The sequence below is a fragment of the Streptomyces sp. NPDC002788 genome (assembly GCF_053592115.1).
Genome location: NZ_JBSFVB010000007.1, coordinates 227,981 through 251,375, shown reverse-complemented (window position 1 = coordinate 251,375; position 23,395 = coordinate 227,981). Strand labels below are relative to the sequence as shown.

At 71.2% G+C, this 23,395-nt stretch carries 16 protein-coding genes and 1 pseudogene; 4 read left to right on the top strand and 13 right to left on the bottom strand.

The window, feature by feature from the left end; all coding sequences use genetic code 11:
- Positions 1 to 20 precede the first annotated feature (20 nt).
- Positions 21 to 1,712: an extracellular solute-binding protein gene (locus ACWD1U_RS15840; protein WP_451107852.1), complete on the bottom strand. Its 1,692-nt coding sequence runs from the start codon at positions 1,710 to 1,712 to the stop codon at positions 21 to 23.
- A 370-nt stretch (positions 1,713 to 2,082) separates the two neighbouring features.
- Here ACWD1U_RS15840 and ACWD1U_RS15835 point away from each other — a divergent pair, with 370 nt between their 5' ends.
- Positions 2,083 to 4,920 carry a glycoside hydrolase family 3 C-terminal domain-containing protein gene (locus ACWD1U_RS15835; protein WP_451107850.1) on the top strand — a complete coding sequence of 946 codons (2,838 nt, stop codon included), beginning with the start codon at positions 2,083 to 2,085 and terminating at the stop codon, positions 4,918 to 4,920.
- Positions 4,921 to 5,017: 97 nt separating this feature from the next.
- Here the strand turns inward: ACWD1U_RS15835 and ACWD1U_RS15830 are convergent, their stop codons facing one another.
- From ACWD1U_RS15830 to ACWD1U_RS15820, 3 genes are all read right to left on the bottom strand, one after another.
- Positions 5,018 to 6,463 (bottom strand): aldehyde dehydrogenase family protein, encoded by a 1,446-nt coding sequence (locus ACWD1U_RS15830; RefSeq protein WP_451107849.1) that lies wholly within the window; start codon positions 6,461 to 6,463, stop codon positions 5,018 to 5,020.
- A gap of 121 nt (positions 6,464 to 6,584) precedes the next feature.
- Positions 6,585 to 8,258 carry a PucR family transcriptional regulator gene (locus tag ACWD1U_RS15825; RefSeq protein WP_451107848.1) on the bottom strand — a complete coding sequence of 558 codons (1,674 nt, stop codon included), beginning with the start codon at positions 8,256 to 8,258 and terminating at the stop codon, positions 6,585 to 6,587.
- Between the two features lie 120 nt (positions 8,259 to 8,378).
- Positions 8,379 to 10,511, bottom strand: coding sequence for an ATP-binding protein (locus tag ACWD1U_RS15820; protein ID WP_451107847.1), 2,133 nt, complete (start codon positions 10,509 to 10,511; stop codon positions 8,379 to 8,381).
- Positions 10,512 to 10,763: 252 nt separating this feature from the next.
- Here ACWD1U_RS15820 and gabT point away from each other — a divergent pair, with 252 nt between their 5' ends.
- Both gabT and ACWD1U_RS15810 read left to right on the top strand, forming a co-directional pair.
- A complete protein-coding gene (gabT, locus tag ACWD1U_RS15815; RefSeq protein ID WP_451107845.1) occupies positions 10,764 to 12,098 on the top strand; it encodes a 4-aminobutyrate--2-oxoglutarate transaminase in 1,335 nt (444 codons plus the stop codon).
- Positions 12,099 to 12,865: 767 nt separating this feature from the next.
- Positions 12,866 to 13,549, top strand: a complete 684-nt coding sequence (locus ACWD1U_RS15810; RefSeq protein WP_451107843.1) for a phosphatase PAP2 family protein — start codon at positions 12,866 to 12,868, stop codon at positions 13,547 to 13,549.
- A 3-nt stretch (positions 13,550 to 13,552) separates the two neighbouring features.
- Here the strand turns inward: ACWD1U_RS15810 and ACWD1U_RS15805 are convergent, their stop codons facing one another.
- From ACWD1U_RS15805 to ACWD1U_RS15775, 7 genes are all read right to left on the bottom strand, one after another.
- Positions 13,553 to 14,008: a hypothetical protein gene (locus tag ACWD1U_RS15805; protein WP_451107842.1), complete on the bottom strand. Its 456-nt coding sequence runs from the start codon at positions 14,006 to 14,008 to the stop codon at positions 13,553 to 13,555.
- A gap of 130 nt (positions 14,009 to 14,138) precedes the next feature.
- Positions 14,139 to 15,557: an NAD(P)/FAD-dependent oxidoreductase gene (locus ACWD1U_RS15800; RefSeq protein ID WP_451107841.1), complete on the bottom strand. Its 1,419-nt coding sequence runs from the start codon at positions 15,555 to 15,557 to the stop codon at positions 14,139 to 14,141.
- Between the two features lie 19 nt (positions 15,558 to 15,576).
- Positions 15,577 to 16,377, bottom strand: coding sequence for an ABC transporter permease (locus ACWD1U_RS15795; RefSeq protein WP_451107839.1), 801 nt, complete (start codon positions 16,375 to 16,377; stop codon positions 15,577 to 15,579).
- Positions 16,378 to 17,307, bottom strand: coding sequence for an ABC transporter permease (locus tag ACWD1U_RS15790; protein WP_451107838.1), 930 nt, complete (start codon positions 17,305 to 17,307; stop codon positions 16,378 to 16,380).
- Complete coding sequence (locus tag ACWD1U_RS15785; protein ID WP_451107837.1) at positions 17,307 to 18,470, bottom strand: ABC transporter ATP-binding protein; 1,164 nt, start codon at positions 18,468 to 18,470, stop codon at positions 17,307 to 17,309. The genes ACWD1U_RS15790 and ACWD1U_RS15785 overlap by 1 nt, the downstream gene beginning before the upstream one ends.
- Before the next feature lie 6 nt (positions 18,471 to 18,476).
- The gene (locus ACWD1U_RS15780; RefSeq protein WP_451107835.1) at positions 18,477 to 19,724 is read right to left on the bottom strand and encodes a polyamine ABC transporter substrate-binding protein; all 1,248 of its coding nucleotides are present in this window, start codon (positions 19,722 to 19,724) and stop codon (positions 18,477 to 18,479) included.
- 209 nt (positions 19,725 to 19,933) lie between these two features.
- Positions 19,934 to 21,478, bottom strand: coding sequence for a gamma-aminobutyraldehyde dehydrogenase (locus ACWD1U_RS15775; RefSeq protein ID WP_451107834.1), 1,545 nt, complete (start codon positions 21,476 to 21,478; stop codon positions 19,934 to 19,936).
- A 199-nt stretch (positions 21,479 to 21,677) separates the two neighbouring features.
- Between ACWD1U_RS15775 and ACWD1U_RS15770 the strand changes: the two genes are divergently transcribed.
- The gene (locus tag ACWD1U_RS15770; RefSeq protein WP_451107833.1) at positions 21,678 to 22,253 is read left to right on the top strand and encodes an NADAR family protein; all 576 of its coding nucleotides are present in this window, start codon (positions 21,678 to 21,680) and stop codon (positions 22,251 to 22,253) included.
- Between the two features lie 60 nt (positions 22,254 to 22,313).
- Here ACWD1U_RS15770 and ACWD1U_RS15765 read toward each other — a convergent pair.
- Positions 22,314 to 22,469: pseudogene (locus ACWD1U_RS15765) on the bottom strand (DUF4190 domain-containing protein); the annotation flags it as partial.
- Positions 22,470 to 22,495: 26 nt separating this feature from the next.
- Complete coding sequence (locus ACWD1U_RS15760) at positions 22,496 to 23,140, bottom strand: DUF4190 domain-containing protein (protein WP_451107832.1); 645 nt, start codon at positions 23,138 to 23,140, stop codon at positions 22,496 to 22,498.
- Positions 23,141 to 23,395 lie beyond the last annotated feature (255 nt).

Sequence of the window (23,395 nt, the reverse complement as noted above, 5' to 3'; positions counted from 1 at the left end):
CTCCTTGCCTCAGAGCCTGGTCAGCTCGCCGCCGAGCCGTTCTCGTCGAGGATCTTCTTGTACCAGTCGCGCAGCTTGTCGCCGCCCTTGCTCTTCCAGTCGGAGACGGCCTGCTGCATGTCGCTGATCTTCTTGCGGCCGCGGGTGATGTCGTCCTCGAGCTGCTCGAAGTCGTTGCCGAGGTTGGTGTAGCGGCCGGGCTCGGTGATCTGCATGCCCCAGAAGGAGGACTTCTTGGTGAAGGCGCCCATCCGCTGCTGCCACTCGACCTGGCCCTTGGCGACGTCCGGGAAGTCGGGGTGGGCGAGAGTCGCCGCAGGGCTCGCGACCATCACGTAGGCGTTCATCACCTCGTTGTTGCCCTTGTCGGTCTTGACCGGGACGCCGTCCTTGACGGAGTAGTGGGTGCCCTCGACGCCGTAGTTGGTCATCATGTACTCCTTGGTGCCGTACGGCGCGGCGGTGACGTTGGCGACGGCCAGCACGTCACGGATGACCGACTCGGAGGCCTTCTTGTTGATGAAGGCGAAGATGCCGGCGGGCTGATCGGCCCACAGGGTGGGGTTGCCGCCGTCGTGACCCCAGACGTCCATGCCCCAGATCTTGAAGTCCGGGTTCTGAGTGGCCTGTTCAGCGGTGCGGCTCCACCACTGGGTGATGTTGTTGGGGTAGATCAGGAACTCGCCCGCCGCGAACTTGGGGCCCGGGTCGGGGGCGTTCTTGCCCATCTCGGAGTCGGGGTGGACGACCCCGGCGGCGAAGAGCTTGCGGGACCATTCCAGCGCCTCGAGGAACTCTTCCGTCTCGATGCGGTTGACGAGCTTGCCGTCGACGAGATTCCAGCCGAGCGGCTTCTCGCTGCCCGAGAGCACACCGAACGCCTGGAAGGCGGTCCACTTCATGTCCAGGCAGGCCCACCGCCTGGCCTTGGCGTTGGTGATCTCCTTGGCCAGGGCCATGAACTCGTCGCAGGACTTCGGGACTTCGTAGCCCTCCTTCTCGAAGATGTCCTGCCGGTACAGGGGCACCATGCTGGGGGCGTACGGCGCCGGCATCGGCAGGCCGCGCAGCTTGCCACCGAAGATCGAGCGCTGCCAGGCCTCCGTCGGGATCGCCGCGAGGTTCGGGTACTCCTTGACCGCGTCCCCCGAGAGGTAGGGCCCGAGGTCGGCGAACTTGCTGAGGATGGCGCTGGGTATCTTGCCGCCCATGTTCCAGCCGGGGATGACCACCACGTCCGGAACGTCGCTGGAGGCGAGAACCGCGCCGAGCTTCTGGTCGTAGGTGTTGCCGTCCTGGTTCTGCCAGACGACGTCGACGCCGATCAGGTCGTTCATCGACGTGTAGTAGGAGTTGTTCTGCTTCGGCGGCGAGCCCCAGAACGGCGACATGATGGTGACCTTGCCACCCTTGCCGAGCTTCTTCGTGACCGAGGTCTTCAACGTGGCCAGGTCGAGCTTGCTGGTGAAACCGATCGCCGAGCCGTTCTTGGCCGGGATGTCCGGCTTCACCACGTTGCTGGCCACGAAGGCCGGCAGGATCTTCTTGGCGTCCTTGCCCGACGTGGTCCCGTCCCGCGACCCGCTGTCCGACCCGCCACACGCGGCGAGCAGCGGCATCCCGCCCGCCACCGCTGCGGTGGCGACCGCCGTGGAGGCGAGGAAACTTCTCCGGCTCGGTCCGGAGGAGGCGGAGGCGGCGTTCGGCGTCATTGCGTCAACCCTTCATGGCGCACCAGGACACCCGGCGGTGGGCCGTCGGCTGCGGTGTCTCGAGTGGAACTGGCTGAGCCGAAGCGATACTCCGACGCGTGACGAGGACTGCGCACCACCTGGTGGCGGACTTCACAGTCGAAGCGCTTCGATGTTGCTGCGAGGTTAAGTGAAGGCCCAGGGGTGCACAAGGGGCGATTCCAAGATTCCTCCGAGGTGTTCACGATCGATATCTGACGCGTCTGCCGCTTGGAATGCCACCGAAAGGCCCGAGTTGTTGCGCCGGGGTGTCTTGACACCCGCCCCCACATCGAATGAGCATCGAAGCGCTTCGAAAGCGCCTTGTCGCTCCATGCAAAGGGAATCCCACGTGACCGCACCCACGCCGCCCCTGCCGCCGTTCCGCGATCCGCGTCTGCCGTTCGCGAAGCGGATCGACGACCTCCTGTCGCGGCTCACGCTCGAGGAGAAGGCCGCGTTCCTGCACCAGTTCGCGCCCGCCGTCGAGCGGCTCGGCGTCGCCGCCTTCCGCACCGGGCAGGAAGCCCTGCACGGCGTGGCGTGGATGGGCCCGGCGACGGTGTTCCCGCAGGCGGTCGGCCTCGGCGCCACCTGGAACCCGGAGCTGGTGCGGCGCGTGGGCGACGCGGTGTCCAAGGAGGCCCGCGCGATGCGCGCCAAGGACGACCGGGTCGGCCTCAACGTCTGGGCCCCCACGGTCAACCTGCTGCGCCACCCCCTGTGGGGCCGCAACGAGGAAGGTTACTCCGAGGACCCGAAGCTCACCTCGGCGATCGCCACCGCCTACACGCACGGTCTGCGCGGCGACCACCCCGCCTACTGGCGCACCGCGCCCGTACTGAAGCACTGGCTGGCCCACAACAACGAGACGGACCGCTCCACCACGTCGAGCTCGGTGCGCCCGCGCGTGCTGCACGAGTACGACCTGAGGGCCTTTCGCGAGACCGTCGAGGCGGGCGCGGTGGCCGGGGTGATGCCGGCGTACAACCTGGTCAACGGGCGCCCCAACCACGTCTCCCCCTACCTGGGCGAGCAGCTGCGCGCCTGGACCGACGAGGACCTGCTGGTCTGCTCGGACGCGGGCGCGCCGAGCAATCTGGTCGACTCCGAGCACTACTTCGACACCCACGAGGAGGCCACCGCCGCCTCCCTCGTCGCGGGCGTCGACAGCTTCACCGACCACGGCACGGATTCCTCGCAGATGATCGGACGACTGCGGGGCGCCCTGGAGCGCGGCCTTCTCACCGAGGCCGACCTCGACAGGGCCGTCCGCCGCCAGCTCTCGGTCCGCTTCCGGCTCGGTGAGTTCGACCCTGAGTACGACCCGCACGACGCGACCGGCGAGTTCGACACCCCGGCGCACCGCGCCCTCGCGCAGGAGGCCGCCGAGCAGGCGATCGTGCTGCTGAAGAACGACGGGGTGCTGCCGCTCGCCCCACAGACCCGGGTCGCGGTGGTCGGGCTGCTCGCCGACGAGTGCAAGCTCGACTGGTACAGCGGCACACTCCTCCACCGCTCGACCCCGCTGGAGGGCCTGTACGAGCGGTTCGGCGCGGCGCGGGTGGAGTTCGCCGAGGGCGTGGACCGGGTCCGGCTGAAGACGGCCGCGGGTGTGTTCCTGCACGTACCGGCGGCCGAGGACGCCGCCGACGCGGCGCGCGGCGCCGAGGGCGCGCTCGACCCGGCGCTGCTCGCGGGTCGCACCGACCTGCCCCCGCTCACCACCGACCCGACCGGCACCGAGCTGGCGCTGGTCGATTGGGGCGAGGGCGTCCTGACCCTGCGCGCCCCCGACGGCCGCTACCTCTCGGTCGCCGACGACGGCTACGTCCGCGCCTCCGCGGACCAGCCGGGCGGCTGGGTCGTCCAGGAGACGTTCAACCTGGAACCGCACGGGAACGGGCACCTCCTCAGGCACCTGGGGACGGGTCGGCATGTATGTGTCTCCGCCGACGGCGTGAAGGTTGCCGAAGAAGATCCCGAAGTCTTCGAGCTGGTCGTCGTCGAGCGCGGCGAGGACGCGGTGGCGCGTGCCGCCGCGGCGGCCGACGTGGTCGTGGTGGTCGCGGGCAACGACCCGCACATCAACGGCCGCGAGACCGAGGACCGTACGACCCTGCGCCTGCCCGGGCAGCAGGAGCGGCTGCTGCGGGCCGCCCGCGCGGCGAACCCGGCCACCGTGCTGGCGCTGGTCTCCGCCTACCCGTACGCCGTCGACCCGGACGGCCTCCCGGCCGTGCTGTGGACCGCGCACGGCGGACAGGCGGCCGGCACCGCCCTGGCCCGCGTGCTGGCCGGCGACGTCTCCCCCGCCGGCCGCCTCCCCCAGACCTGGTACGCCGGCGACGCCGACCTGCCGGACCTCCTCGACTACGACGTGATCGGCAGCCGCCAGACGTACCTGTACTTCGAGGGCACGCCCCTGTTCCCCTTCGGGCACGGCCTGTCGTACACGTCGTTCGCGTACGGCGATCTGATCACCCGGGTCGAGGACGGGACGGTGCACGTCTCCTTCTCCGTCACCAACACCGGTGACGTCACGGCCGACGAGGTCGCCCAGCTCTACACGAGGGCCGTGGACCCGTCCGTGCCACGTCCGCGCCGCGAGCTGCTGGACCACCGCCGGGTCACCCTCGGCCCGGGGGCGACGGTGGGGCTGAGCTTCGAAGTGCCGCTGTCCGCCTTCGCGTTCTGGGATGTGACCCAGGACCGGTGGCGCGTGGAGCCGGGCGCGTACGAACTGCTCGCCGGGGCCTCCAGCGAGGACGTCCGGCTGCGGACGACGGTCACGCTCGACGGCGAGCCCACCCTGCCGCGCGCGGTTTTCTCGGGCGGCCTCGCGGCGGCCGGCTTCGACGAGCAGAGCGGCATCGAGATCGTCGACCGGACGAAGGTCTCGGGTGACGCGGTGACACCGGCGGACGCATCTTTCGGCGAACTGGTCTACCGTGCCTGCGACTTCGGGCGCGGCATCTCCGGGGTGACGGTGGAGGTGGCCGGCGGGGGCACGGTGGAGCTGTCCCTCGACAACGGTCCGGCACTCGCGGTGCTGTCCACGGCCGCACCGACCCCTGGCCCGTACGAGTACGTCTCCCTCAGCGCGTCCGTCGCCGCCGTCGGCGTCCACGACGTGCACCTCAGGCTGCGCGGCCCACTGCGGCTCGCGCACGTCGGCTTCTCCGGTTGAGGGTCCGGAGCAGGCCGGCGTACAGAAGAGGCCCGGCACCGGAAGGCATCGGTGCCGGGCCTCTTCGCAGAGCCTATATGAAAATGGTTCCCATGAGCTAGAGGTCGATGCCGGTGAGGACCATCACGCGCTCGTACGTGTAGTCCTCCATGGCGAAGCGCACGCCCTCGCGGCCCACGCCGGACTGCTTGACGCCGCCGTACGGCATCTGGTCGGCGCGGTAGGACGGCACGTCTCCGATGACCACGCCGCCGACCTCGAGGGCCCGGTGGGCCCGGAAGGCGGTCTGCAGGTCGTGGGTGAACACACCTGCCTGCAGGCCGTACTTGGAGTCGTTGACGGCGGCGAAGGCCTCGGCCTCGCCGTCCACCTTCTGCACGGTGAGAACCGGCCCGAAGACCTCCTCGCAGGAGATCGTGACGTCGGCCGGGACCTCGGCCAGGACAGTCGGGGCGTAGGAGGCTCCGTCGCGCTTGCCGCCGGTGAGCAGCCGGGCCCCGGCGTCGACCGCCTCCCGGACCCACGTCTCGACGCGCTGAGCGGCGTCCTCGCTGACCAGCGGGCCGACATCGGTCCGGTCGTCACTCGGGTCGCCGGTGACCTGCGCCTCGACGGCGGCGACGATGCGCGGCAGCAGCCGGTCGTACACCGAGGCGTCGGCGATGACCCGCTGGACGGAGATGCAGGACTGGCCGCCCTGGTAGTTGGAGAAGGTGGCGATGCGGTTCGCCGCCCGATCCAGGTCCTCGTCGCTCGCCCAGTCGGCGAGGACGACGGCCGCGCCGTTGCCGCCCAGCTCCAGGGTGCAGTGCTTGCGCGGCACCGAGTCCATGATCGCGTAGCCGACCTGCTCGGAGCCGGTGAAGGAGATCACGGGCAGGCGCTCGTCCTGCACGAGGGCGGGCATCTTGTCGTTGGCGACCGGCAGGATGCTCCAGGAGCCCGCGGGCAGCTCGGTCTCGGCCAGCAGCTCGCCGATGACCAGGCCGGACAGCGGGGTGGCCGGGGCCGGCTTGAGGATGATCGGGGCGCCGGCGGCGATGGCCGGGGCGACCTTGTGGGCGCAGAGGTTGAGCGGGAAGTTGAAGGGCGCGATACCGAGCACGACGCCCTTCGGGAAGCGGCGGGTGAGGGCGAGCCGGCCCTGGCCGCCGAGGTCGGTGTCGAGGCGCTGGGCCTCGCCGCCGTTGAACCGCCGGGCCTCCTCGGCCGCGAACCGGAACACGGACACGGCACGGCCGACCTCGCCGCGCGCCCACTTCAGGGGCTTGCCGTTCTCGGCGGAGATCAGCCGGGCGATCTCCTCGGTGCGCTCGACGAGGCGCTTGCTGACGTGGTCGAGGGCGGCGGCCCGCACGTGCGCCGGGGTGGCGGCGAACCCGTCCCGCACGGCGTACGCGGCGGCCACGGCCTCCTCGACCTGCGCGTCCGTCGGCACGCTCACCCGGCCGACGAGGCGCCCGTCCCACGGGGAGCTGACGTCGAAGGTGTCCTCGCCGGTGGCCTGGCGGCCGGCGAGCCAGAAGGCGTGGGTGGAGGTCATGTGGGTTCCGGCCCTTCGGCGTTGGGGGTGTTCCTGTGCTACGGATCAACGGTAGGTGCGAGGTGGCCGAACGGCGTTTGTCCGAGGCGTAGCAGTGACGGGCGGGGACACTACGGTTTGGCTAGTCCGTCGAGGTCGCCTTGAGGGCCAGCCAGAGTTCCATCCGCGTGTCCGGATCGTCCAGGGAGCGGCCCAGGATCTCCTCGACGCGGCGCATGCGGTAGCGGAGGGTGTGGCGGTGGACGCCGAGACAGGCCGCCGCCGCGTCCCACTGGCCGTGCTTGGACAGCCAGGCGCGCAGGGAGGCGACCAGGTCGCCGCGGCCCGTGGCGTCGTGCTCGTACAGCGGGCGCAGCATGCCGTCGGCGAACGCGCGTACGGCGTCGTCCGCCAGCAGCGGCAGCACGGATCCGGCCGCCATCTGCTCGTGCTCCACGAGGACACGCCCGCGCCGCCGCGCCACCGACAGCGCCTGCTCGGCCTGCTTGTACGCCGCGGACGCGGCGATCGGCCCGGCCGGGGCCGACAGGCCCACGACCAGGTCGCCCTCCTCGCCCCCCGGCGCCTTCTCGCGCATACCGGCCCGGGCCGTCTCCAGGGCGGCCGCGTACTCCGCGCAGGCCGCCGCGGCCGCACCGCCGTCCGCGGCCAGCACCACCAGCCGCTCCCCCTCCGGCACGACCAGGACGGCCTCGCCGGCCCGGGCCGCCGCGGACTCGATGACATCGGCGAGCGCCGCGAGGGGGTCACCGCCCGTGTCGGCCGCGGCGAGCGCGGCGGCGGAGGGCCGGTCGGCGGCCGGGGCACCCGCGCGGGTCTCGGCGCGGGCGAGCACGGCCGACGCCGACACCGGCACCCGCTCGGCGACCATCATCCGGAACGGCGCGTCCAGCAGCCCGCCGTACAGATCGCCGGCGACCGCACGCGCGTGGTCCGGCTCGCCGGCCAGCAGCATGCGCAGCACCGCCGTGCCGACCCGCTGCTCGGCCGCCTGGAGGGACCGGGAGCGCTCCGTGGTCAGGGTCAGCAGCGCGACGGCCGAGTGGACGGCGTACCGCTCGGCGGTGCCGGGGGCGGAGGCCGTGCCCACGGCGAGGGCCGCGCGGGGGCGCCGGCCGGTGCCGATGCTGTGCAGCTCGACCCGGTCCTCGTTCTCCGGCCCGCCGACCACGGACGAGGCGGGCGCGGGGCGGTCCCGCAGCCGCTGCACGTCGCCGGTGAGCCGCGAGGCACGCCGCCCCGCCCACTCCGGTGCCGCGGCGACGACCGCCCCCGAGGCGTCGTACAGCGCCGCCCAGCCGTCGACCTGCGCGGCCAGAGCGGCCAGCAGCCCCTCCGGCCCGCCGGTCTGCGCCTGCCGGGTCAGCTCGCGCTGGGCGGCGAACCCGGCGGTGACGGCGCGGTACTGGTCGGCGGCGATCGCGGCGGACACGGCTTTGCTGATGGCCAGGAAGGGGGTGCGGCGCGGCACCTCCAGCAGCGGCAGGCCCTCCTCCCCGGCCGCGTCGACGAGCGCCTTGGGGATCTCCTCGTAGTTGACGCCGACCGCGAATCCGAGGCCGACCACCCCGGCGCCGGCCAGCCTCCGCACGTAGCGGCGCATGGCCTCCGGGTCCTCGGCGTCCAGCTTGAGCGCGGTGATCAGCAGCAGTTCGCCGCCCTCCATGTAGGGGACGGGGTCGGCGAGCTCGCTGACGTGCGCCCAGCGCACCGGCACGTCAAGACGGTCTTCCCCCGCCCGCACGGTGAGTTTCAGCGCGGAGTGGTGCACGAGCGAGGCGAGCGTCGGGGGCATGAGGCCTTCTGCGTCAGGACTGTATGTGATCTCTGTGGTCTTTGGCCGCCGCGTATGAACGACCTGTGACGATTCTGCCTCACCGTACGGACTCCGCGTACTCGTACCGGTGAGAGGAGATCAGCTCCGCAGATCCACCAGCAGCGGTGGCGCGTGCTCGCCCTGCACCGTGGTCAGGGACAGCACCGCGTGCCCGGCCGGCACCCTGTGCGCCAGCTCGGACGCGGACCACCGTTCCCGCTCGACCTGGCGTACGGTCACCGCCCGCGCGGTCGGAGCCTTGCCGGTGATCACCCGACGTACCGCGTGCAGTGCCTTGCCGGCCGGGGTCTCGGCGATGATCTGCCGGTCGGTGACGTCCCGGGCCTCGGTCCACTCCTTGCCCCACACCTCGGCGAAGTCCTGCCCGTCCCACGGTGTGAGCCCCGACAACGCCACCCGGCACCCGACGGCTCCGAGCAGGGGCCCGCGCAGCGGCCGGGCCACGTCGTCCAGCGTCCGCAGGGTCAGCACGACACCGGCGTTGCCGGATCGCAGCCGCTGGATGCCGCGCACGGCCTCGGGCGTCACCACCCCGGTCGCGTCGTCGAGCACGAGACAGGCGAACAGCGACCGGTCCTCGCGTACGGCGACACTCGCCGTGAACTGCGCGAGCACCAGCCGCGCGAGCATCCGGGAGGCGTCGGCGTGCCCGCGCTGGGGCAGATCGATGCGCACGCGCACGGGATGGTCGAGGGCCCTCAGGGTGAACGGCCGCGACTGCCCGGAGGTGTCGAAGAACCCGGCGAAGGCGGGCCGGTCGAGCAACGCGACGCGGTCCGCGAGCACCCCGCCGACGTCCCCGGGCTGCCCCATCTGCCGCTCCCGGGCGTCGAGTTCCCGCAGCAGCGACTCCTGCCCGGTCTCCTGAAGCCCCTGCCGCAGCGCGGCGAACGGCCCGGGGGCACCGTCGAGCAGCTGCCGCAGCTCCGGTACCGAGGGGAAACGCCCGTGCACGGCCCGGAACGGCCCGAGCAGCCGGGCCAGGACGGTGGTGGACCGTCGGCTGTCATTCCCGGGATGCGGATCGGCGAGGTCCCCGACCAGCGCCTCGGCGAGCACCGCCGCGGCTTCGTCCGGGTCGCTGGTCCCTCCGTAGAGATCAAGGTCGTACTCGGACTCCTGATGGCCGATCCGCACGACGACGTCGTAGGCGTCGGCCGGCCCGAGCCCCGCCCCGGCCGCCCCGACCACGACCACGGCGGCGCGTCCGGCGAGGGCCTGCAGGCACAGGGACTCGGCGAGCGGACGGACGAGGGTGCCGGTCTTGCCGGAGCCGGCGGGACCCACGGCCACGAGCGAGGTGCCGAGCAGGTCGGGGCCGAGGGCGAGCCCCGCCCCGCGGTAGGCGTAGGGGTTGCGGGCGTCGTCCACGGTGGTCCCGAGCCGCACCTGCCCGGTGACCAGGTCGTGCCGGGCGAGCCGGGCGGGCAGGTCGCGCTCTCCGGAGGGGTGGAGGCAGGCGGCGGCGCCGTCCTTGAGCACGGCACCGCTGAAGGTGGTGAGGCTGTGTCGTCCGGTGCGCACGCCTTGCCAGGCGCGGAGGATCCGGGCGTGGTCGACGTCCCGCATCAGGCCGGAGCGGGCCTCGGCGGCGAGCCGCTCCGCGGCGTCGGCGGCTCCGGCGGCGCGGAGCTCGGTCCACTGGGCCGGGTCGTCCTGCGGGGCCGGCTGCGCCGCCCGGGACTCCGGCCGGCGGAAGCGGGGGGCGACGAAGCGCCGCCACACCTCGCCCCAGCGGCCGAGCCGGGCCACCCCGACCATGATCCCCAAGGCGACGAGCAGCTCGTACCCCCGGTACACCACGAACGTGCCGGTCTCGCCGAGATCGCTGTCGGCGCCGCGCCAGGCATCGGGGACGATCAGGTCGAACGGCACCCACCACCAGTTGCCCAGGTACTCGTTCTGCAGCAGCGACCAGATCAGCCATCCCACCAGGAAGGCGATCAGCGCCCCGCTCAGCAACTGCCGAGTGGGGACCTCCTCGGGCTCCTCGTCGGGCCGCGGCCGGTGCCCGAACCGCCACACGCCCGGCGCGGCGTCGGGGCGTGGTGCGCGCAGCCAGTCGAGGAAGGCCGACCCGTCCGGCAGCGGCGGCGCAGCCGGTGCCTGGGGCGGCCGGGGAGGCATCGCGGGCACCTCCGGCGGCCCCGCCGGACGCGGCACGGGATGCGCATGCGTACCCCGGGCCTCCTGCGTCCCGTCGCTGTCCATCGCCCTTGCCCCCTGACCGGCCGCTCCGTCCACCATCAGCGAGCCAATCTAACGCCCTCCCCTGGGGAGTTCACCGCTTACGCGGCCGGGTCGTGGGCAGCAGCCCCGCAGACTGCCATGTCCACCTCGGACAAGCCGGTCTGCCGACAACGCCCACATGGAGCATGCCCACCCCCCTTCCCCCGCCCTAGCCTGCGAGAAAAGAAGCCAAGCGTCCGTATGTCACCCTCCGCACCACCCCAGGAGCCCCGCATGAGCGCACTGCCGCAGGAGCGTCGCGTCGTCACCGCCATTCCCGGCCCGAAGTCGCAGGAGCTGCAGGCCCGCCGTACCGCCGCGGTCGCGCAGGGCGTGGGGTCCGTGCTGCCCGTGTTCACGGCGCGTGCCGGTGGCGGGATCATCGAGGACGTCGACGGGAACCGGCTCATCGACTTCGGCTCGGGCATCGCCGTGACGTCCGTCGGCGCCTCCGCCGAGGCCGTCGTACGGCGGGCGTCGGCACAGCTCGCCGACTTCACCCACACCTGCTTCATGGTCACGCCGTACGAGGGGTACGTCGAGGTCGCCGAGGCGCTCGCCGAGCTGACCCCGGGTGACCACGCCAAGAAGAGCGCGCTGTTCAACTCCGGCGCCGAAGCCGTCGAGAACGCCGTCAAGATCGCCCGCGCGTACACCAAGCGCCAGGCCGTCGTGGTCTTCGACCACGGCTACCACGGCCGCACCAACCTCACGATGGCGCTGACCGCGAAGAACATGCCGTACAAGCACGGCTTCGGACCGTTCGCGCCCGAGGTGTACCGGGTGCCGGTGGCGTACGGCTACCGCTGGCCGACCGGTCCCGAGAACGCCGGCCCCGAGGCCGCCGCCCAGGCCGTCGACCAGATCAGCAAGCAGGTCGGCGCGGAGAACGTCGCCGCGATCATCATCGAGCCGGTGCTCGGCGAGGGCGGTTTCATCGAGCCGGCCAAGGGCTTCCTTCCGGCGATCCGCGAGTTCGCCTCCGACCACGGCATCGTCTTCGTCGCCGACGAGATCCAGTCCGGCTTCTGCCGCACCGGCCAGTGGTTCGCGTGTGAGGACGAGGGCATCGTCCCGGACCTCATCACCACCGCCAAGGGAATCGCCGGTGGTCTCCCCCTGGCCGCCGTCACCGGTCGGGCGGAGATCATGGACGCCGCGCACGCCGGCGGTCTGGGCGGCACCTACGGCGGCAACCCGGTGGCCTGCGCCGGTGCGCTGGGCTCGATCGAGACGATGAGGGAGCTCGATCTCAACGCCAGGGCCAAGAACATCGAGGGCGTCATGAAGGCGCGCCTTTCGGCCATGCAGAACAAGTTCGACGTCATCGGCGACGTCCGCGGGCGCGGCGCGATGATCGCCATCGAGCTGGTCAAGGACCGCGCCACCAAGGAGCCGAACCCCGAGGCGACCGCCGCACTCGCCAAGGCCTGCCACGCCGAGGGCCTGCTGGTCCTGACCTGTGGCACCTACGGCAACGTGCTCCGCTTCCTGCCCCCGCTGGTGATCGGCGAGGACCTGCTGGGCGAGGGCCTCGACATCATCGAGCAGGCCTTCTCCCGCATCTGAGGCGCTGCCACGCGGGAGCCGTCGTCGGGCCGGGTGAGCCACCCCGGTTCCGCTACCGGGCGGCGAGCGGCAGAGCCTGTGAAGAAGGTGTGCGAGGTGGATGACAGGGGGCCCTACGGCCTGTCCTCGGCGAAACCCCTGTCGTAGGTTCTACCCAGATGAGAGATACACCCGCCCACAGGGGACTGTGGGTGGCATCAGGCCGGGGCCTCCCCAGCTTCGACCTGGTCGTGCCTCGCGCACACAACCGGAGCCTGACGCTCTGGATCTCCTCACCGATCGGACGGTCGCCCGCCCCAAACCCCCCGGGGCGCGCGACGTTCCGGTCCGCTCGGCCGCCCCGGAACCACCCCCCCTGTTCCGGGGCGGCCGAACCTCCTTCTACGCCCCTTCGGCCGGGTACACGGCTGCCGGTGCGGTCCCCCCTTGAGTAGACCGTGCGGTCGGCGCCTGTGCGTATGTCGCCGGTGACACAGGCGTGAGCCGCGATGTACGAGCGGTCGCCCAGGTGCAGGACGCCGGGCACACCGCGGCGGTCTCGGCCACGCAGCAGTCCTCGCCGAGGCACACGGCTCCCCGCTCGGTCCCGGCGACCAGCCGCTTCTGCCGCTGCTCCTGTGCCGCCCCGCCCGCTGCTCGTCCGATGCCTGCCCGGCGGAGAGCCACGGGCAGTGGTCGAAGAGGCCGTCGTCCTGCGGCGGGTGGTTCACGTGATCCTCCGCAGGGGCCCGCGAGTGGACGTTCGTGCTCGTGCCAAGCTGTGCCCCATGCCGATCGCCGCGAACCAGGAACCCGCCGCGTCCGCCGCGCGGGACAGGAGAACGCGGCCGGGGAGGTCGAGCCTCCTGTTCGGCCTTCCCGCCCTGCTCTTCGCCCTGATCACCTGGCAGGTCGTCGCCGACGGCCCGCTCGTCCGACTCGACGCGCAGGTCAGCCGCGACCTCGTCCGCCCGGATCGCTTCTCCGAGATCCTCGCCGACCTGGGCAACGCCCAGGTCGCGGTCCCGGTCCTCGCCGTCGCCCTCGGGTACGCGGCCGTACGCACCCGGCGCGGCGGAAGCGGCCGCTGGTGGCTGCCGGTCGCCGCCGCGGCCCTGCTCATGGCCCTGGTACCGGCGCTGATCATCCCGTTCAAGGAACTCACCGACCGCCCGGGCACCCCGGCCGTCCCTCCCGGCACCGGCTATTACCCCTCCGGCCACACCGCCACGGCCGCCGTCGCCTACGGCTCGGCGACGCTGCTCCTGTTCCCCTGGCTCCGCACGGCGTTCGCCCGCCGCGCCCTGGTCACCGCCTGTGTCCTGCTCGTACTCGGCGCGAGCTACGGTCTGGTCCGCCGCGGCTACCACTGGCCACTGGACGTGGTGGCCAGCTGGTGTCTGTGCACGGTGCTGTTGTCGTCGCTGTGGCTGCTCCTCAGGCGGACCACGCCGCCCGAGCAGCTCCGGTAGGGCCTAATCGCCGTTCTCCGTGGCCAGTCCCGCCGCCGCCTCGTGCATCGCCAGTTCCAGCAGGGCCGGGTCCGTCAGCAGGCCGGTGCCGTCCGGGGGAACCAGCCAGCGCACGCCGCCCGGTGACGAACGGCCCGGGTACGGCACGGCGATCCAGGTGCCGGCACCCGCCGTGCGGATGCCTGTGCCGAGCCAGCGGGCCGCGGTGCCCGGCGGCACGAAGAAGCCCATGCGCGCGTCACCGGAGTCGACGAGCACGGGCCCCGGCCGGCCGAGGATCCGGGTCAGCACATCGAGCGTGGCGCAGCCGAGTACGCCGGGCAGGATGAGCACGTCCCAGGTACGGCCGGCGGGCAGCAGCGCGACCCCGAGCGGGTTGCGCTCCCACTCCCAGCGGCAGGCCTCGGGATCGGGTGCGCCGGATGCGAGCCACTCGACCGCCGTCTTCGCCCCTGTCATCAGGAAGACCCCCATCTCTCTCGTGAATCCCGCGGACGCGCAGCGCGTCACGAGGGAGAGACAGGTCTCCTGGTGGTCATTACGCGGGTTCCGCCATCTCGTTGGAGTGAACCGGCTCACACCCCGTACGTCAGCTGTCGAAGCCCAGCCCCAGCCGGTCCATCGTCCGCAGCCACAGGTTGCGGCGTCCGCCCTGCGCGTCCGCCCGGGCCAGCGACCACTTGGTGAGGGCGATGCCCGTCCAGGCGAACGGCTCGGGCGGGAACGGCAGCGGCTTCCTGCGGACCATCTCCAGCTCGGTCCGCTCGGTGCGCTCCCCCGCCAGCAGGTCCAGCATCACCTCGGCGCCGAACCGGGTGGCGCCGACGCCGAGACCGGTGTACCCGGCCGCGTAGGCCACCTTGCCCTGGTGGGCGGTGCCGAAGAAGGCCGAGAATCGGGAACAGGTGTCGATCGCGCCGCCCCAGGCGTGGCTGAAGCGGACTCCCTCCAGCTGCGGGAAGCAGGTGAAGAAGTGCCCGGCGAGCGCGGCGTAGGTCTCGGGGCGGTCGTCGTACTCGGCGCGGACGCGGCCGCCGTAGGGGTAGACGGCGTCGTAGCCGCCCCAGAGGATCCGGTGGTCGGCGGACAGGCGGAAGTAGTGGAACCGGTTGGCGCTGTCCCCGAGGCCCTGGCGGTTCTTCCAGCCGATGGACGCCAGTTGGCCGGCGCTGAGCGGCTCGGTCATGAGGGCGTAGTCGTAGACCGGGACGGTGTAGGCGCGGACGCGTCTGACCAGGTTCGGGAAGATGTTCGTGCCCAGGGCGACCCGGCGGGCGCGGACCTGGCCGTAGGGAGAGCGTACGGCCATGCCGGCGCCGTAGGGCTCGAGCGTCAGGGCGGGGGTGTGCTCGTAGACGCGCACGCCCAGATCCACGCACGCCCGCTTCAGGCCCCAGGCGAGCTTCGCCGGGTTCAGCATCGCCACACCCCTGCGGTCCCACAGGCCCGCCTGGAAGGTGGGTGAGTTCACCTGCTCCCGTACGGCTTCGGCGTCCAGGTACTCGACGCCCTCGGCGAGGCCCAGGCGGGTCGTCTCCTCGTGCCGGTCGCGCAGTTCCCACGCCTGGTACGGCTCGGTGGCGACGTCGATCTCGCCGGTGCGTTCGAAGTCGCAGTCGATGGAGTGCCGGGCGACGGCCGCCTCGATCTCGTCGAGGTTGCGGGCGCCCAGCTCCTGGAGCTTGTGGATCTCCTCGGGCCAGCGGGCGAGGCCGTTGGGCAGGCCGTGGGTGAGGGAGGCGGCGCAGAACCCGCCGTTGCGGCCCGAGGCGGCCCAGCCCACCTCGCGGCCCTCAACCAGCACCACGTCCCGCTGCGGATCGCGCTCCTTGGCTGTCAACGCCGTCCACAGTCCGCTGTAGCCGCCGCCGACGACGAGCAGGTCACAGGTCTCGGAGGTGGTGAGGGCGGGTTCGGGGCGGGGCCGGCCGGGGTCGTCCAGCCAGTACGGGACCGGCTGGGCGTCGGAGAGCGAACGAGTCCACTGATTCATGGCGCCAGGGGCCATGATTTCAACTCCCTACGGCTTATGGCTTCTGTCTGCTGCGGCGGTTTCCGGCCGCCATGGAAATCAGGACGAACAGTACGGCGATGACGAACATGGCCGTGCCGATGACATTGATCTGAACGGGCGTTCCGCGCTGCGCCGATCCCCAGACGAACATGGGGAAGGTGACGGTCGAGCCGGCGTTGAAATTGGTGATGATGAAGTCGTCGAAGGAGAGGGCGAAGGCGAGCAGCGCGCCCGCCGCGATCCCCGGCGCCGCTATCGGCAGGGTGACCCGGACGAAGGTCTGGAACGGGCCGGCGTACAAATCCCGCGCCGCCTCCTCGAGCTTCGGGTCCATCGACATCACACGCGCTTTGACGGCCGTGACCACGAAGCTCAGGCAGAACATGATGTGCGCGATGAGAATCGTCCAGAAGCCGAGCTGCGCGCCCATGTTGAGGAACAGGGTGAGCAGCGAGGCGGCCATGACGACCTCGGGCATCGCCATCGGCAGGAAGATCAGCGAGTTCACGGCGCCGCGGGCGCGGAACCGGTAACGGACCAGGGCGAAGGCGATGAGCGTGCCGAGGAGGGTGGCGCCGAGGGTCGCCCAGAACGCGAGCTGGAGGCTGACGGACAGCGAGCCGCACAGGTCGGACACCCCGCAGGGGTCCTTCCAGGCGTCCAGGGAGAACTGCTGCCACTCGTAGTTGAAGCGCCCCTTCGGTGCGTTGAAGGAGAACACCGTCACGATGATGTTCGGCAGGAGCAGATATCCGAGCGTCAGCAGTCCCGCGATGACGACGAGATTTCTCTTGAGCCAGTTGACGAAGGGCATTTAGACCAGATCCTCCGTCCCGGACCTGCGGATGTAGAGGGTGACCATGAGGAGAATGGCCGCCATGAGAATGAAGGAGAGCGCCGCGGCCGTCGGATAGTCGAGCACTCTGAGGAACTGCGTCTGGATGACGTTTCCGACCATGCGGGTGTCCGTGGAGCCGAGGAGGTCGGCGTTGACGTAGTCGCCGGCCGCCGGGATGAAGGTGAGGAGGGTGCCGGAGACGACGCCCGGCATCGACAGCGGGAAGGTCACCTTGCGGAAGGTCGTCCAGGGACGGGCGTACAGGTCGCCGGCGGCCTCGTGGAGCCGGCCGTCGATGCGCTCCAGCGAGGTGTAGAGCGGAAGGACCATGAACGGCAGGAAGTTGTACGTCAGGCCGCAGACCACGGCGAGCGGGGTGGCCAGGACGCGGTCTCCGTCGGTCCAGCCGAGCCAGCTGGTGACGTCCAGAACGTGCAGCGTGTTGAGCGCGCCGACGACCGGGCCGCCGTCCGCGAGGATCGTCTTCCAGGCCAGGGTGCGGATCAGGAAGCTGGTGAAGAACGGCGCGATCACCAGGATCATGATCAGGTTCCGCCAACGGCCCGCCCGGAAGGCGATCAGATACGCGAGCGGGTAGCCGAGCAGCAGGCACAGGATCGTCGCCGTGCCCGCGTAGAGAACCGAGCGGACGAACTGCGGCCAGTACGCGGACAGCGCGTCCCAGTACGTGGCGAAGTGCCAGGTGACCTTGTAGCCCTCCTCCAGCGACCCCGTCTGCACGGACGTGGAGGCCTGGTAGATCATCGGCAGCGCGAAGAACACCAGCAGCCAGAGGATGCCGGGCAGAAGCAGCCAGTACGGGGTCCAGCGGCCCCGGCGCTTCGGGGGCTTCGGCCCGGGTGCTTGTGGTGCGAGCGGCGGTGGCGCCTCGGTGAGTGTCGACATCAGACCGCCTCTTCCGCTCCGGCGGGGCCCTCTGGTCCGTCAAGCACGGACCGGGCCGCGTCCAGCCCGAAGGTGTGGGCCGGGTTCCAGTGCAGGACGACCTCGACGCCGGGCACCAGACGCGGATCGCGGTCGAGGTTCTGGGCATAGACCTCGAAGTCGGAGCAGACCGGGCTGTCGACGACGTACTGCGTGGAGACGCCGATGAAGCTGGAGTCGGCGATCCGGCCGGTGATGCGGTTGCGGCCCTCCGGTATCTCGCCGGCGTCGTCCGCGTGGGTGAGGGAGATCTTCTCCGGACGGACGCCGACCAGCACCTTGCCGCCGGTCGTCGCCGGCGCGGAACACCGCGCCGCGGGCAGGACGAGCTTGCCGCCGCCCGCCTTGAGCACGATCTGGTCGCCGCTCTTGCCGTCGACCTCGGCCTCGATGAAGTTCGAGGTGCCGAGGAAGTCGGCGACGAACGTGGTGCGCGGGTTCTCGTAGAGGTTGGCGGGCGACCCGAGTTGCTCGACGCGGCCCGCGTTCATCACGGCGACCGTGTCGGCCATCGTCATGGCCTCCTCCTGGTCGTGCGTGACGTGGATGAAGGTGATGCCGACCTCGGTCTGGATGCGCTTGAGCTCCAGCTGCATCCGGCGGCGCAGCTTCAGGTCGAGGGCGCCGAGCGGCTCGTCGAGCAGGAGCACCTTGGGGTGGTTGATCAGCGCGCGGGCCACGGCGACGCGCTGTTGCTGGCCGCCGGAGAGCTGGTGCGGCTTCTTGCGGGCCTGCTCGCCGAGCTGGACCAGGTCGAGCATCTCCTCGACCTGCTTCTTCACCGACTTCAGGCCGCGCCGGCGCAGGCCGAAGGCGACGTTCTCGAAGATGTCGAGGTGCGGGAAGAGGGCGTACGACTGGAAGACCGTGTTCACCGGCCGCTTGTACGGCGGGAGGGCCGTCACGTCCTGGTCGCCCAGGAAGACGGTGCCGGCTGAGGGGTCCTCCAGGCCCGCGATCATGCGCAGGGTGGTGGTCTTGCCGCAGCCGGAGGCGCCGAGCAGGGCGAAGAAGGAGCCCTGCGGCACGGTCAGGTCGAGCGGGTGCACGGCGGTGAAGGCGCCGTAGGTCTTGGCTATGCCCGTCAGGCGGACGTCGCCGGTGGGGTCTGTCTTGTTCGTCATCCTGGGTCACGCCCCCGTCAGCTTCGCGAACTTCGCTTCGAACTCGGTCTCTTCCTTCGAGCTCAGCGAGCGGAAGGCGTGCGACTTGGCGGCCATGGCCTTGTCGGGGATGATCAGCGGGTTGTTCGCCGCGTCCTCGTCGATCTTCGCCAGCTCGGCCTTCACGCCGTCGACGGGGCACACGTAGTTGATGTACGCGGCGAGTTCGGCGGCCGGCTTCGGCTCGTAGTAGAAGTCGATGAGCCGCTCGGCGTTCGCCTTGTGACGGGCCTTGTTGGGGATCAGCAGGTTGTCCGTCGACGTCATGTAGCCGCTGTCCGGGATGAGGAAGTCGATGTCGGGGCTGTCCGCCTTGAGCTGGACGACGTCCCCGGCCCAGGCGACGCAGGCCGCGAAGTCGCCGCTGGTCAGGTCCGAGGTGTAGTCGTTGCCGGTGAAGCGGCGGATCTGGCCCTTGTCGACGGCCTTCTGCAGACGGGCGATGACCGCGTCGTAGTCGTCGGCGGTGAAGTCCGCCGGGTCCTTGCCCATGTCGAGCAGCGTCATCCCGACACTGTCGCGCATCTCCGACAGGAAGCCGACCCGCCCCTTGAGCTTGGGGTTGTCGAGCAGGTCGGATATCGACTTCACCTCGACGCCGTCGAGGGCCTTCTTGTTGTACGCGATGACGGTCGAGATGCCCTGCCAGACGTACGAGTAGGCGCGCCCCGGGTCCCAGTCGGGGCTGCGGAACTGGGCCGACAGGTTGGCGTAGGCGTGCGGCAGGTTGCTCGGGTCGAGCTTTTGCACCCAGCCCAGTCGGATGAGGCGGCCGGCCAGCCAGTCGGTGAGGACGATCAGGTCACGGCCGGTGTCCTGGCCGGCGGCGAGCTGCGGCTTGATCTTGCCGAAGAACTCGTTGTTGTCGTTGATGTCCTCGGTGTACTTGACCTTGATGCCGGTCCGCTTGGCGAACTGCTCCAGCGTCGGGTGGTGCTTGCCGCTGTCGTCGACGTCCATGTACTCGGTCCAGTTGGAGAAGTTCACCGTCTTCTCCTTGGCCGAGTGGTCCTCTGCGGAGACGCCGCCCTGCGACTTGCCCGCCGCCGGGATGCCGCAGGCGCTCAGCGTCCCGAGTCCGCCGGCCGCCAGCGCGCCGCCCGCGGAGGCGCGCAGCAGGGACCGCCGTGTGAGGGCGGCTCTGCCGTTCGTGAAACTGCGCCGCATGGCGGCCACTTGGGCCGGGGACAGGCGGTCGGGCTCGTACTGCTCCATGCGCGTGGTGCCCTTTCGGAGGGTGGGCGGCCGCGGGTCAGGCGGCCTGATACGGCTGGGGGTCTTGTGATGGACATCCGTGGAAGAAGGAGCGGCGTCCGGTGCGTGCGATCGGCGTGCGGTGGGAACGGTCATGTGGCGGAGCCACCTGTCCGTTCACGGCGTGCGGCGAGCGTGCGTGCCGGACGCCGTGACGCCACGGAGATCCATCAGGAGCCCCCTCGGTCCCCGAAGACGGTGCGGTGCCAGTCCTTCGCGGCCACCGCGGTGTTGTCGAACATGACGTGCTTGATCTGGGTGTACTCCTCGAACGAGTACGCGGACATGTCCTTGCCGTACCCGGAGGACTTGTAGCCGCCGTGCGGCATCTCGCTGATGATCGGGATGTGGTCGTTCACCCATACACACCCGGCCTTGATCTCGCGCGTGGCCCGGTTCGCCCGGTACACGTCCCGGCTCCAGGCGGAGGCGGCCAGTCCGTACGGGGTGTCGTTGGCGAGCGCGATGCCCTCGTCGTCGGTGTCGAAGGGCAGCACGACCAGGACCGGCCCGAAGATCTCCGACTGGACGACCTCGCTGTCCTGGGCGGCGTCGGCGATCAGGGTGGGCCGGTAGTAGGCGCCCTTCGCGAGTTCCCCCTCGGGTGCCTCGCCGCCGGTCACCACGCGCGCGTAGGCGCGCGCCCGGTCGACGAAACCGGCGACCCGGTCGCGATGCGCGTGCGAGATCAGCGGGCCGAGGTCGGTGCCGGCGGCGAACGGGTCGCCGAGCCGGACCGTCTCCATGAGCGCCGCGGTCCGCTCCACGAAGGCGTCGTACAGCGGTCGCTGCACGTACGCGCGCGTGGCGGCCGTGCAGTCCTGCCCGGTGTTGATGAGCGCGCCGGCGATCGCGCCGTGGGCGGCGGCCTCCGGGTCGGCGTCGTCGAAGACCACGAAGGGCGCCTTGCCGCCGAGCTCCAGGTGGAGGCGTCTGACGGTGGCGGTGGCGATCTCCGCCACGCGCTTGCCGACGGCGGTGGAACCGGTGAAGGAGGTCATGGCCACGTCGGGATGCCCCACGAGGTGCTCTCCGGCCTCCCTTCCGGTGCCGGTGACGATGTTGATCACGCCGTCGGGGATGCCGGCGTCCGCGGCCGCCTGCGCGAAGAGCAGCGAGGTCAGTGGGGTGAGCTCAGCGGGCTTGAGGACGATGGTGTTGCCCGCCGCGATGGCCGGGAGGATCTTCCAGGCGGCCATCTGCAGGGGGTAGTTCCAGGGCGCGATCGACCCGACGACCCCGATGGGCTCGCGCCGGACGTACGAGGTGTGGTCCCCGGAGTACTCTCCGGCGGACTGCCCCTGCAGATGCCGTGCGGCGCCGGCGAAGAAGGCGGTGTTGTCGATCGTCCCGGGGACGTCGAACTCGCGGGTCAGCTTCAGCGGCTTGCCGCACTGGAGCGACTCGGCGCGGGCGAAGTCCTCAGCTCGGTCGGCCAGGACCGCGGCGAACCGGTGCAGGGCGTCGGACCGCTCGCCGGGCGTGGTCGCGGCCCAGCCCGGGAAGGCCTCGCGGGCGGCGGCGACGGCCCGGTCGACGTCGGCCGTGCCCGCCAGTTCGTAGGTGAGGACCTCCGCACCCGAGGCCGGGTCGACGACCGCGTGGGTACGGCCGGAGGTGCCCCTGGTCAGGCGTCCCGCGATGAACTGCGCGCCCTGCGCGAAGCGCTCCTCGGCCGGAAATCGGTCCGGGGTGGCGGTACCCGGGTTGTGCATGTCGCTCTCCTCCGTGTCCCCGCGGTGGGGCCGGCGTGGCTCAGGCTCGATTTGAGTGCCGATCCTGACAGAGGGATGACACTCCAACAAGGGATTCCGTTGTTGATTTTTGGTTACGCGACGGAATCTGTCGACCAGGTGCCGAGTCGGCCGGGAAAGGCAGGACGCTGTGTCCGTAGTGCGTGCCAGACTCGCGTGCATGGAGGAGATCACGGGGGCGATCGCTTCGCGGGACGCCCTGATCAGGGCGGTCCGTGCGGGGACGAAGATCAAGTATCTGCATTTCTGGGGGCACCGGCCGCGTCCGGACGGCCGGATCGGACCGAGCTGCCTGAGCCAGTGGTGGCCGTCGCCGTTCACGGTCGACGGCGTGGAGTACGCGACGGCCGAGCACTGGATGATGACGGCCAAGGCCCGGCTGTTCCAGGACGCGGCGGCGGAGCGTGCCGTGCTGGCGTCCGGGCATCCCGCCGAGGCGAAGAAGGCCGGGCGGCTGGTGCGCGGGTTCGACGAGGCGATATGGGAGCGGGAGCGGTTCCGGATCGTCGTGGAGGGCAGCGTCCACAAGTTCGGCGCCCACCCCGGGCTGCGGGAGTTCCTGCTGACCACGGGTGACCGGGTGCTGGTCGAGGCGAGCCCCGTGGACCGGGTGTGGGGCATCGGGCTGGCCGCGGACGACGAGGCGGCGATGGATCCGCAGCGGTGGCGGGGACCGAATCTGCTGGGGTTCGCGCTGATGGAGGCGCGACAGCGGCTGCGGGCTGAAGCGGCATGAGTGAGGGGCCGGTCCGGGGACCGGCCCCTCCCCGAGACTTCGTTCAGGCCGCGGCCTCGTTCAAGCGGCCGCGCCGAGTCCGCCCATGATCCTGGCGAACAGCAGGAAGCCCAGCAGCGGCAGGATCACGGTGGCGATGATGCCGCAGACCAAACCGGCGGTCGCCGCACCCTTGTTGGTGGCCTCACCGCGGGTGGCCCTGCCCCGGCCGACGGCCAGGTCCGCGGCGGCGTACGGCTGTTTCAGCGGTGGGACGCGGCGGTGGCCACCGGACCCTGTGCGCCGTAGTACGGGTCGTCGTCGTATTCGTCGCTGTTGATCGCGGCCGTGATGCCGACGGCGATCAGCACGATCACCGCGATGCCGAGGAGGATCCCGATGATGCCCATGATCAGACCGGCCTGGGCCTGACCGTGGTTGGTGGCCACACCGGCCTCGGCGCGCTTGCGGCCCTTGATGCCGAAGACGACGGCGAGGATGCCGGTGACCAGGGAGACCACGCCGTACAGGCAGAACAGGGTGCAGGAGACGATGCCCAGCACCATCGCGGCGATGCCCATGCCGTTCTGCGGGGCCGGTGGCATACCGGGCCAGCCGTAGCCGCCCCCGGCCTGGGGGTAGCCGGGATATCCGTAACCGCCGGTCGCCGCCGGGCCGGTGGGGGCGACCGGCGGGGGCGGGACCGCGCCCGTGCCGGTGCCGTCGAACTGCGACGTGCCGGCCGGCGGGGTGAAGCCCGCGCTCGGCATCGACGTGACCGTGGCCTGGTCGTGCACGGAGGGGGGACCCGCGGTGGGCGGCTGGTCCTTGTCGAGTGACGGCTTGCTCTCCGGGGGCGCCCACGGGTCGTGTGCGCCGCCTCCGCCGGGCTGCGTCGGGTCCGTCATGGTGCATCCCCCCTGGGTCGATCGTGCCGCCATGCTACGGGGCCGTCCGGCGCGGGCCACAGGGCGGGTGCTCGGGAGCTTGCCGCGCGGTTCCCCGTGCCCCTGACGACGGTGCCCCCGCTCGCGCGGCCACCGAACGCCCCACCCTCGGAAAACGCCTTCCCCACTCGGCCTACGATGGCCCCGAGTCATCGATCAGCCGATCACCCGCGCCCCGCCCGCCACGCGCCGGCACCAGCGCCGTTCCGGGGAGGA